This is a genomic window from Amycolatopsis kentuckyensis (assembly GCF_002155975.1).
Lineage (GTDB): Bacteria > Actinomycetota > Actinomycetes > Mycobacteriales > Pseudonocardiaceae > Amycolatopsis > Amycolatopsis kentuckyensis.
Genome location: NZ_MUMI01000342.1, coordinates 1 through 12,039, shown reverse-complemented (window position 1 = coordinate 12,039; position 12,039 = coordinate 1). Strand labels below are relative to the sequence as shown.

The following is a 12,039-nucleotide window of genomic DNA, read 5'->3' as shown; positions in this document are numbered from 1 at the left end:
CGCGGCCGAGGCCCCAGAGCAGCGACTGCTCGAGGCCCGGCAGGTCGTCGGCGGGCCCGGTGCGGACCGCGCCGCGGGTCAGCACCCACAGCGGGGCGGTGACCCCGGCGTCGCCCAGCGCCTGGGCCAGGACGAGGGTCAGGATCAGCCCGGCCGGGCTCTCCGGGAACTCCGGGTGCGGGCGTTCGTCGGCGGCCAGCAGCGAGACGACACCGTCGAACGGCCCGGTGAGCCGCTCGGCCAGCGCGGCGCGGTCGGTGCCGGTCAGGGTGAGGGTGACCACCTCGGCGGTGCGGGCGAGGGTGTCCACGACGTCCTGGCCGGTGCGGTCGTCGCCGCGGACGACCAGCCAGCGCCCGGACGGCGTCGCGGCGGGGAGGTCCGCGGGCTGCCAGGTGATCCCGTACCGCCAGGAGTCCACAGTGGATTCGGTGACCCGGCGGCGGCGCCACGCGGCCAGGGCCGGGAGGACCTCGTCCAGTGGCGCGTCGACGGCCACGCCGAGCGTGTCCGCGAGGTCGTCGCGGTCCACGAGGTCCCAGAATCCGCCGTCGGCCGGAGCTTCGCTTTCGGTGCGCAGCCAGAAGCTTTCCCGCTGGAAGGGGTAGGTCGGCAGGTCCACGCGGTGCGCGCCGGGGAACGCCGGGGTCCAGTCGACCGGGACGCCGGCGCAATGCGCCTCGCCCAGCGCACGCTGGAACCGGGCGAGGCCGCCGTCGCCGCGGCGCAGGGTGCCGAGCGCGGTCGCCGTCTCGCCGATGGCCATCGTCAGCACCGGGTGCGGCGAGGACTCGACGAACGTGCCGAAGCCGCGCTCGGCCAGCGCCCGCACGGCGTCGTCGAGTAGCACCGTGCTGCGGAGGTTCGTATACCAGTACTCGGCGTCCAGCTCGGCGCCGTCGGCCCAGTCGCCGGTCACGGTGGAGAAGAACCCGGTCTCGGCCGTCCGCGGGGTGATCGGGGCGAGCACGCTCAGGAGTTCGCCGCGGATCTCCTCGACTTGCGCGGAGTGCGACGCGTAGTCCACGGGGATCCGCTTGGCGCGGATGCCGTCGGCCTCGCACGACGCGATCAGCGCGTCGAGGGCGCCCGGGTCGCCCGAGACCACCACCGCGGCCGGGCCGTTCACCGCGGCGATCGACAGCCCCTCGGTCAGCCGCGCTTCGACGGCTTCCACGGACGCGGCCACCGAAACCATGCCCCCGCGTCCGGCCAGGGCGAGGATCGCCTTGCTGCGCAGGGCAACCACGCGGGCACCGTCCTCGAGGGACAGCGCGCCCGCGACGACGGCGGCCGCGATCTCGCCCTGCGAATGCCCGACGACCGCGTCGGGTACGACACCGTACGAGCGCCACAGCTCCGCCAGCGACACCATCACCGCGAACAGCGCGGGCTGCACGACGTCGACCCGCGCCAGCGCCTCGGCGTCGGCCAGCGCATCGCGCAGCCGCCAGTCCACAAAGGATGCCAAGGCGGCACCGCACTCGTCCAGGCGGGCCGCGAAGACCGGCGACGACTCCGCCAGCTCCAGAGCCATCCCGGCCCACTGCGAGCCTTGCCCCGGGAACACCAGCGCGACCTTGCCCGGCTTCCCGGCCACCCCGGACACCACCGCGTCGTCCGGCGCGCCCGCGGCGACGGCGGCGAGCCCGCGCAGCAGGTCGGCCCGGTCCCGGCCGACCACGACGGCCCGGTGTTCGAACCGGGCCCGCGTCACGGCGAGCGAGTAGCCCACCTCGGGCAGTCCCGGGAAATCCACATCGGACAGCCGAGCCGCCTGCTCACGCAGGGCTTCCCCCGTGCGGCCCGACAGAACCCACGGGACGACCGCGGGCACGATCGCCGGTTCCGCGGGTTCGGCGGGCGGCGCGGCTTCGAGGATGGCGTGCGCGTTGGTGCCGCTGATCCCGAAGGACGACACGGCCGCCCGCCGCGGGTGATCACGTGAAGGCCACTCGACGCCGGTGTCCAGCAGCCGCAGCGTGCCCGCCGACCAGTCCACTTCGGACGTCGGACGTCCCGCGTACTTCGACGCCGGCAGCGTCGCGTGCTGCAGCGCCAGCACGGCCTTCATCACCCCGGCGACCCCTGCCGCCGCCTGCGTGTGCCCGATGTTGGACTTCACCGAGCCCAGCCAGAGCGGCTGTTCCGGTGACCGGCCGCGGCCGTAGGTCTCCAGCAGCGCCTGGGCTTCGATCGGGTCGCCGAGCGGGGTGCCGGTGCCGTGCGCCTCCATCAGGTCGACCTGGCTCGCCGCCACCCGGGCGTTGGCGAGCGCGTCGAGGATGACCCGCTCCTGCGACGGCCCGTTCGGGGCGCTGAGCCCGTTGGACGCGCCGTCGGAGTTGACCGCCGAGCCGCGGACCACCGCGAGCACGGGGTGCCCGTGGCGCTGGGCGTCCGACAGCCGTTCCAGCACCAGCATCCCGGCGCCCTCGGCGGCCCCGAAGCCGTCGGCGTCCGCGGAGAACGGCTTGCACCGGCCGTCCGGCGAAAGCGCCCGCTGCCGGCTGAGCTCGATGAGGATGCCCGGCGTCGCCATCACCGTCACGCCGCCGGCCAGTGCCAGCGAACACTCGTCGCGCCGCAGCGCCTGCACCGCCCAGTGCAGGGCGACCAGCGAGGACGAGCACGCGGTGTCGACGGTGACCGCCGGACCTTCCAGGCCGAGGACGTAGGCGATCCGGCCGGAGGCGACACTGGTGATCGTGCCGGTGAGCAGGTGGCCCTCGACCGATTCGGGGACCCGGTGCGAGCTCGGCGCGTAGTTCTGCTGCATGGCCCCGACGAACACGCCGGTGCGGCTCGACTTGAGCGTCCGCGGGTCGATGCCGCCGCGTTCGAGGGCCTCCCACGACGTCTCCAGCAGGAGCCGCTGCTGCGGGTCCATGGCGAGGGCCTCGCGCGGCGAGATGCCGAAGAACCCGGCGTCGAACCGGTCGGCGTCGTGCAGGAACGCGCCGCCGCGCATGGAGAACGTGCCGGACCGCGCGGGGTCCGGGTCGTAGAGCGCCGCCCAGTCCCGGTTGGCCGGCAGGTCCCCGATGACGTCCTCGCCCTCGGACACCAGGCGCCACAACGCTTCGGGCGTCTCGATGCCGCCCGGGAACCGGCAGCCCATGCCGACGATCGCGATCGGCTCGGTCTCCCGCGCCTCGAAGTCCCGCAACCGCTGCTTGGCCTGGCGCAGGTCCGCCGTGGCCAGCTTCAGGTAGTCGCGGAGCCTGTCCTCGTTCGCCATGTGCCGTCAACTCCGTGCGTTGTCCGCCTGAGGTGTCTCAGGACAGGTCGAGCTCCCGATCGAGCAGTGCGAAGATTTCGTCGTCCGACGCCGTGTCGAGCGGGGCCTCCCCGGGTTCGGGGTCGCGTTCGTCCGCCGCGCCGTCCAGCCGGAACAGCAGGTCGCGCAGGCGGACCTTGACCCGGCCGTGCAGGCCGCCGCCCGCCTCGCCCAGCAGCGCCGCCTCCAGCCGGTCGAGGTCGGCCAGCACGCCGGAGTCCGCGGGGCTCAGCGCTTCCAGGAGGTGCCCGGCCAGCGCGGCCGGGGTCGGGTAGTCGAAGGCCAGCGTCGTGCGCAGCTTCAGCCCGGTCGCTTCGGCGAGCCGGTTGCGCAGCGCCACCGCGGTCAGCGACTCGAAGCCGAGGTCGGTGAAGGTGTCGTCGCCGACGGCGGTGTCGCGGCCGAGCACCGCCGCGGTGTGCTCGAGGACGAGGTCCAGCAGCAGTTCCGCGCGGGCGGGGCCGGGCAGCGCGGCCACCTTCGCGGCGAACCCGCCGTCCGGCGTTCCCCGGCCGGCCGGTTCGGCGTGCGGCGCCCGGACGTACTCCTCCGGAAGCGCGCCCAGGACGACGTTCTCGGCGGAGAACACCGGCCGGCCCACCAGGTCGGTGGCCGAAACCGACACCGAATCCGCGCCGGTGGCGCGTACCCGGACCCGCAGCGCCGGGGCCCCGGCCGCGTGCAGGGACAGGCCGCTCCACGAGGACGCCAGCCAGCCGTCGGACTCGGCCGCGGCGGGGAACAGCGCGACCGCCTGCAGCGCGGAGTCCAGCAGCGCGGGGTGGATGCCGTAACCCGCGCCGCTCCCGGCCAGTGCCGGTAGCACCACCTCGGCGAACAGCTCGCCGTCGAGCGACCACGCGCCGGTCAGGCCGCCGAACTCGGGGCCCAGCTCGATGCCGTGCGCCCGCAGCCGGTCCCGGGCGGTCCCGGCGTCCTCGGCGACCGCACCCGGCGGCGGCCACGCCAGGGGCTCCGGCCCGGCCGCCGAGCCCGCGGTCTCGGCCATGATCCCGGTGGCGTGCCGCGTCCACGGCCCGCCCTGGGCGGCCCCGACCGAGTCCGGCCGGGCGAACACGCCGATCCGGCGCGCGCCGGCGTCGTCGACCGGGCCGATCCGCACCTGCAGGCAGAGCGCCTCTTCCGCGAAGACGACCGGCAGGTGCTGGGTGAGTTCCTCGATCCGGGCGCAGCCGAGCTCGGACGCCGCGTGCAGGGTGAGTTCGACGAGCACCGACGACGGCAGCACGGTCCGGCCGAGCACGGTGTGCCCGGCCAGCCACGGGTGCTGCGCGGCCGAGAGGCGGCCGGTGAACAGCCAGCCGCCGTCTTCGGCGAGTTCGACGGCCGCGCCGAGCAGCGGGTGCCCGGCGGCCAGCAGGCCGGCCGCGGCGACCGTCGCGTCCGAGCCGGACTCCGGCAGGGCGACCGGTTCGGCACCACCGGGGAAGGCGGCGGTCCAGTCGACACCGGCGCCGGAGACGTAGGCCGCGGCGAGCGAGCCGAGGAAGGAGCGCGGGCCGTTTTCGCGACGGCTGATCGTGCCGAGGACGACGGCCCGGCCGTCGAGCGCGTCGACCGTGTCCTGGACCGCCACCGTGAGCACCGGGTGCGGGCTGATCTCGGCGAAGACGCCGTGCCCCTGCTCGACGAGCCCGCGGGTGGCCTCGTCGAAGCGGACCGGGTTGCGCAGGTTGCGGAACCAGTAGCGGGCGTCGAGCGCGGCGGTGTCGAGGGGGCCTTCGGTCACCGTCGAGTGGAACGGGACCACGGTGGACGACGGCGTCAGCGGGGCGAGGTCGGCCAGCAGCCGCTCGCGGATGTCGTCGATGTGCCGCGAGTGGGCGGCCAGCCCGACCGGGATGCGCCGGGCCCGCACGCCCTCGGCGGTCAGGTCGGCCAGGAGTTGCGCCACCGGGGCGGAGTCGCCGGAGACGACCACCCACGACGGCGCGTTCACCGCGCCGAGGTCCAGCCCGTCGCGACCGGCCAGCCAGGCGCGCACCTCGGCCACCGGCAGCGGCACCGAGATCATGTCGCCGCGGCCGGCCAGCGTGGCCTGCGCGCTGCTCCACAACGCGGCCACGCGCATGCCGTCGGCGTGCGAAAGAGCGCCGATCGCGCAGGCGGCGGCCACCTCGCCGAGGCTGTGCCCGACCACGGCGGCCGGTTCGACGCCGTGCGCGCGCCACAGCGCGGCCAGTGCCACCATCACCGCGAACAGCACCGGCTGCACGACGTCGGCACCGTCGTCGAGGGTGGGCGCGCCGGGCCGTCCACGAAGGACGTCCACAACGGACCAATCCGCGAAGGGGGCGAGCGCGGCGTCGCAGCGGGCGAGTTCCGCGGCGAACACCGGCGACCACTCCAGCAGGTCGAGCGCCATGCCCGGCCACTGCGAACCCTGGCCGGGGAAGACGAACACGACCCGCTCGGCGCGCCGGGCACTGCCGCGCACGACGCCGGGCGGGTGCTGGCCGGCGGCCAGGGTGTCCAGCCCGCGCCGGCCGTCGTCGCGGTCCCCGGCCAGCAGCACGGCCCGGTGCGCCCGGCCGGTGTCCTCGGCCGCGACCGAGCGCGCGAACGCCTCGAACGGCGTGTCCGGGTGGTCGGCGAGGTACCGCGCGAGGCGGTGGGCCTTCGACCGCAGTCCCGCCTTGCTGTCCGCGGAGACGATCAGCGGCACGACGTCGTGACCACTGCCGGTGTGCTCGTGCTCGGTGGTCAGGGTCGGGGTGGCCACTCGTTACCTCCCGGGATCGGGCTCAGGGGAGCCGCACGGAGAACGGGTTCCGGAACACGTCGCCCGGGTCCCACCGCGCCTTGACCGCTTGCAGCCGCGGGTAGTTGTGCTGGTGGTAGAGCTCGTGCCAGGCCAGCCCGGAGGAGTTCCACCGCTCGTCCCGGACGTCGAAGTCCGGGTTGTTCACGTAGGACCCGTTGGTCCGCTCGTCCGGCACCGGCACGCCGCCCGTCTCCGCGTAGACGTCCGCGTAGAACTCACGCAGCCACGCCAGGTGCGGCCCGGCCTGCTCGGAGGCGTCCCAGTGGGTGGAGTAGACGAGCTTGAGGATGCTGTCCCGCTGGGCGATCGCGGTGTCGGCGGGCGACAGCGCGTTCATCCGGCCGCCGCAGCCGACGAACATCACGCCGGCGCGGTGGTTGCCGTAGTCCTCGCGCAGCAGGTGCCGGTACAGCTTGGCGGCCTGCTCGTCGGTGCAGCGTTTCCGCAGGTCGGCGGCCTTGATCTTGAAGCTCAGCGTGTGGTCCCCGCTGTCGGCGATGCCGCCCCACGACGTCGCGTGCAGCCACGGCAGCTCCTGACGGCTGCTCAGCGCCGGGGCGACGCCGAGGTCGCGGCGGATCGCGGCGACGTAGTCGTCGAGCAGGCCGGTGGCGTTCGGGGCGGCACTGTCGATCTGTGTCGACATGGCGACGAACTGGGACGCGCGCGTCCCGCACCACAGGCCGCTGTAGAGGTCTTCGTACGGGGAGCCGGGGTCGCTGTGGCGCTCGTACCACTCGCCGTGGTTGCGCAGCAGCCGCGTGAACGCGGTTTCGTCGAGCATGTCCCACACCCAGACGTCCTGCTGCACCAGCAGCCGCGCGGGCGGGGTGGGCAGGAGGGCCGCGGGTGCGCCGGTCGCGCCGGGGATCCGCAGCCAGTAGCGCGTCACGACGCCGAAGTTGCCGCCGCCACCGCCGGTGTGCGCCCACCACAGGTCGTGGTTCTCGTCGTCCGGGTCGCTGGTCGCGACCACCGCTCGCGCGGTGCCGTCGGCGCCGACCACGACGACCTCGACCGCGTGCAGGTGGTCGGAGACGTAGCCGAACTTCCGCGACAGCGGGCCGTACCCGCCGCCCGCGATGTGCCCGCCCAGGCCGACGCTCGGGCAGGACCCGGCCGGGATCGTGACGCCCCAGCGCTTGTAGAGGGTCCGGTAGGCCTGGCCCACGGTGGCGCCGGGTTCGGCGAAGAAGGCGTCCCGCTCGGCGCCGAAGCCGATCCGGTTCAGTTCGGACAGATCGATGACCACCTGGACGTCCGGTGCGCCGACCATCTCCTCGACGCAGTGGCCGCCGCTGCGGACCGCGATCCGCCGTCCCTCGCGCACCGCCGTGCCGACCGCGTCCACCACCTCTTCGGTGGAGGTGGGCACGCGGACGTAGTCGGGCTTGCCGACCCAGCGCTGGTTGACCCCGCGCACGAGATCGGCGTACCGGGCGTCGTCCGGCAGAACGGTCACCGCACCCATCGATCGCCCTCATTCTTCACTTCGGTCATTTTGTGACGCCGGAAATGAGCATCCCACCGTCGTCATCGTCGCCGAACACTACGGTGGCGTTCCGGCGCGATCCAACCCCTAACCGCCCGGAACCAGGTCTCGACCTGGCGTTGCTTAGGGGCGCGTTAGGGGTTACCGGCCCGATCGGCCACTGCTAGCTTCACCCTGCGGAAATCTTTATTCTGCCGGAGATTTAAGGCGGGCAATCGTGACCGAACTCCATTCATGGCACCCGATCGACGAAAATGCGGACGACAAGGAAGTAATCATCACGGTTGATTTCACGGTCACCGGGCGCCCGGAGGCGGGGTTCGCCGAGCTCGCGAAGCACCTCGAAACGCCGTACGGCATCTGGGAGAGCCTGCCGCCCGCCGTCGGTGACGAGACCGGGATGACCGGCGACGACTACCTCGACCGGTGGACCTCGGAGCTGCGCGCGAGCGGCGCCGAGGTCAAGGCGGTGTTCGGCTACTGCGCGTCCAGCGTGTTCGCCCTCGCCATCGCCGAGCGCATCGCGACCTGGCAGGCGAAGCCGCGGGTGGTCCTGTTCGACCCGACCGCCGCCACCGGCTTCACCGTGCTGTACTACGGCTTCTTCCGCGTGGTGGACGCGCTCGCCGCCGTCCTCACCGAGGACGAGGTGCGGGAGGCGCACGCCGCCGGCGAGGCCGCCCAGCGCACCCACGACGACCTCGAGACGCTCACGAAGGAGTTCGTGCGGCTCTACCGCGACGTCGGCACCACGGCGTTCGAACGGGTCGAACTGGACGCCGACCGCGCTGACGAGCTCGTCTCCTGGTTCCGCAGCTACATGACCTACCTGGTGGCCGCCTCCCAGGTCACCGTCCCCGGCGACCTCGGCGGCGTCGACGTGATCCGCTCCGCCGAACTGCCCGGCGCGCTGGAGATCGGCGCGCGCGAGATCCGGTTCGACATCGACCACTCCGGCCTGCTCAGCCAGCCGGAGGTCGCGCAGGCCGTCCGCGGCCTGCTCCCCTGACCGCCCTTTTCGGACCATCCCAGCAGGAGAGCTGATGCCGACGTCACCGACCGGTCTGGGCACCGGCACGGAAAGCCAAGCCGAAGCCGCGCTCGCCGGGCACCCCGGTGTCGCGCGGGCCAGTGTCACCCGCGAACCCGGGACCGGGCGGCTCGTCGCCCGTGTCGTGCCGCGGGACCCGGTCGCCGAAGCCGGCGACGACCGCGCGCGCGTCGAGGAGTGGCAGCTCATCTACGAATGGGTGTACGGCGAACTCCCCGAGTCCGGTGGGCTCGGGGAGAACTTCGTGGGCTGGCACAGCACCTACACCGGGCTGCCGATCGAGCTCGCGCAGATGCGGGAGTGGCGGGACGCGACCGTCGAGCGGATCCGGTCGCTGCGGCCCCGCCGGGTGCTGGAGATCGGTGTCGGCACCGGCCTGCTGATGGCCAAGCTCGCGCCGTCGTGCGAAGAGTACGCGGCGACCGACTTCTCCCCGACCGTGATCGAGACGCTCACCGGCCAGGTCGCCGCCGACCCCACGCTGGCCCACGTGACGCTGCACCACCGTGAGGCCGACGACTTCTCCGGGCTGCCCGGGAACCACTTCGACACGGTGGTGATCAACTCCGTCGTCCAGTACTTCCCCGGCATCGGCTACCTCGCCGACGTCCTGCGCCAGGCCGCCGCGCTGGTCGTGCCCGGCGGCGCGGTGTTCGCCGGCGACGTGCGGAACCTGCGGCTGCTGCGCGCCTTCCGCGCCGCCGTGCTGGCCGAGGAGGTGGCCGCGGCCCCGGAGACGGGCCGGGAACTGGTCGAGAACAGCGTCCTCGAAGAGAAGGAACTGCTCGTCGACCCGGACTTCTTCCCCGCGCTGGCCGCCACGCTGCCCGGGATCGCGGCGGCCGACGTCCGGCTGAAACGAGCCCGCCACCACAACGAGCTGAGCCGGCACCGCTACGACGCCGTGCTGCGCAAGGAACCCGCGGCGACCGTCGAACCGGCGCACACGCAGGCTTGGGATCCGGCCGCGCTGGAGACGCTGCTGAGCGATGTCCGGCCGCCGTCCGCGCGGATCACCGGCGTGCCGAACGGCCGGGTCGCCCGCGAGCTGGCCGCGCTGGCGAAGCTCGACACGGGCGCCACCCCGGTCGCGGTGACCGCGCCCGACCCGGAAGACCTCCACGACTTCGGGCGCCGGCGGGGCTACCAGGCCGCGGTGACCTGGTCGGCCGGCGGCCCCGGCCTGGTCGACGTCGTCTACACCCGCGAGGGCGAGCCGGTGACCGTGCCCGCCTCGGCCGCTACGCCCGGGCTGCCCTTCACCGCCTACGCCAACGCCCCCTCTCGCGCGGCGANNTCGCCGCGCGGCTGCCCGCCGAGGCGGTTCCGCACGCCTTCGTCACCGTCGAAGACCTCCCCGAAGGGACCGGACATGCCGATCGCTGAGATTCCGGCGACCCGCAAGGAAGAAGGGCTCTGGCTGCTCGAACGGCTGGTGCCCGGCGAAGGCGTCAACAACGTGCCGGGCGTGGCGCTGCGGGTGGCGGGCCGGCTCGACCGGGCCGTCCTGCAGGAGGCCGTCGCGCAGCTGGTGCGCCGGTACGACGCGCTGCGGACCGTCTTCCACGCCGACGACACGCGGCTCACCAAGTCGGTGCTCCCGTCCGTCCCGATCCGGCTGGAAGGGTCGGACTGCTCCGACGTCGAGGCCGGGCTGCGGGAGCTGATCACCCGGCCGTTCACTTTGGACGGAACGCCGCTGCTGCGCGTCGGCCTGTACCACGGCCCCGAGCACGACTCGGTCGGCGTGGCCGTGCACCACCTCATCTTCGACGGCACGTCGATGTCGATCTTCCTGGAGGAGCTCGCCGCCGCCTACGACGCGGTGCTCGCCGGGGACCTCCCGGACGCCGGTCCGCCCGTCCCGCTCTGGCCGGAGTCCGAGCCGAAGCCGGAGAGTCTCGCCTTCTGGCGCGAGCACCTGCGGGACTTCGACGCGGGCGGGCCCGGCCTGTGGTGCGGTGGCCAGGAAAGCGCGCAGCCGACCCTGCGCGGCGAGCAGCTCGTCCGCCCGTTCTCCGCGGCCGCCAAGGACGTCGTCACCGCGCTGCAGAAGGAACTCAAGGCGCCCGACGTCGTCGTGCTGCTGGCCGCCTACTACCTGCTGCTGCACGCCCACGGCGCCGGCCCCGACCTCGCCGTCGGCTTCCCGGTGAACGTCCGCAGCCAGCAGGCCCAGCGCGCGATCGGCTACCACGTCAACATCGTCCCGCTGCGCGTGCGGATCGACACGGCCGAGACGTTCCGCGGGTTCAGCCGCCGGGTGCGGGACCTGTTCTTCGAGGCCATCGCGCATGCGGACGTGCCGATGGACGTCCTGCTGCCGGAGGTCGAGCGCGCCGGTTCGTCCTGGCGCACCACCATGTTCCGGCACGTGTTCAACTACCTGCCCTTCGGCGGCCGGGCCGCCACGAGCCTCGGAGGCGCGCCCGCCGAGGTCGTCGAAATCGACCCCGGGCACAGCAAGTTCGACCTCGAGTTCGTCATCCTGCCCTCGGCGGCGGAGAGCCGCGTCAAGGCGGTCTACGGCGCCGAGGTGCTCGACCGCGGCGAGGTCGAGCTGCTGCTGGAGCGCTACGACGCCCTGCTCGTCGCGGCGGCGAGCGCGCCGGACCGGCCGCTGCGCGAGCTGGACGGCTGGGGCGCCACCGATCACGCGGTCCTCGACACCCCTGGTGCTCCGGCCGGGACGGACACCGTCCTCACGGCGATCGCCCGGCACGTCGCGGAGAACCCCGGCGCACCGGCGATCGTGACCGACGGAGGCACGACGTCCTACCGGGATCTCTGGCGCGCCGCGGCGGCGGTCACGACCTTGCTGGCCGACGCCGGGACCGGGCCGGGTGACGTCGTCGCCGTGGCCGCCCCGCGCGGCCCGGACCTCGCGGCCGCGATCCTCGGCAGCTGGCTGGCCGGCGCCACCGTCAGCACGGACGGCTCCGACGCGAAGATCGTGCTGGGTGCCGAGAAAATCTCCTACGCCGTCACAGTGGCCGTCGACCCGGACGCCGCGGCTGTGTCCCCGGACAGCATGGCGCTCCCCGGTGTGACCCATCGAGAACTCGCCGACTCCGTGCGGCAGGTATCGGTGGCGGCCAGGCCGGTGCTGTGGCTTTCGGCCGCCGTCCCGGAACTGCTCCTGGCCCTGACCACCGGTGCGCCGCTGGTCGTGGCGCCGGACGCGGCCCGCAGTGACGGCCACCTGCTCGCCGGGCTGCTCACCCGGCACGACGTCGGCGTCGTGCACGCCACCCCGGCGATCTGGGCCCGCGTGGCCGAGCACCTCGGCGAAGCCGCCAGCGGCCGCATCGCCCTGATCGGCGCCGAACCCGCGCCCGCCGCGCTCGTCCGCACCCTGCGCGCGCTCGAAGCCGACGTCCACACGGTGTTCCCCGTCCGCGGTCGCTGGGTGCTCGCCGACGGCGTGCCGG

General features: G+C 73.8%; 5 protein-coding genes. 2 read left to right on the top strand and 3 right to left on the bottom strand.

The window, feature by feature from the left end; all coding sequences use genetic code 11:
* From CCN39_RS30250 to CCN39_RS30240, 3 genes are all read right to left on the bottom strand, one after another.
* The coding region (locus tag CCN39_RS30250) for a type I polyketide synthase (RefSeq protein ID WP_143264209.1) at positions 1–3,241 on the bottom strand (3,241 nt) is incomplete at its 3' end.
* 37 nt (positions 3,242–3,278) lie between these two features.
* Positions 3,279–6,023 (bottom strand): acyltransferase domain-containing protein, encoded by a 2,745-nt coding sequence (locus CCN39_RS30245; protein ID WP_086847716.1) that lies wholly within the window; start codon positions 6,021–6,023, stop codon positions 3,279–3,281.
* 22 nt (positions 6,024–6,045) lie between these two features.
* The gene (locus CCN39_RS30240) at positions 6,046–7,536 is read right to left on the bottom strand and encodes an FAD-binding oxidoreductase (RefSeq protein WP_244211070.1); all 1,491 of its coding nucleotides are present in this window, start codon (positions 7,534–7,536) and stop codon (positions 6,046–6,048) included.
* A 238-nt stretch (positions 7,537–7,774) separates the two neighbouring features.
* On the opposite strand from CCN39_RS30240, the gene CCN39_RS30235 reads away from it, so the two are divergent.
* Together CCN39_RS30235 and CCN39_RS30230 are read left to right on the top strand one after the other, a co-directional pair.
* A complete protein-coding gene (locus CCN39_RS30235; RefSeq protein WP_086847714.1) occupies positions 7,775–8,566 on the top strand; it encodes a hypothetical protein in 792 nt (263 codons plus the stop codon).
* A 34-nt stretch (positions 8,567–8,600) separates the two neighbouring features.
* Positions 8,601–12,039: condensation domain-containing protein (locus CCN39_RS30230; protein WP_143264208.1), on the top strand; the 3,439-nt coding region annotated here is incomplete at its 3' end.

Excerpts from the sequence above, each read along its gene's own strand:
- CCN39_RS30240 (WP_244211070.1), bottom strand. The coding sequence starts at position 7,536 with ATGGGTGCGGTGACCGTTCTGCCGGACGACGCCCGGTACGCCGATCTC.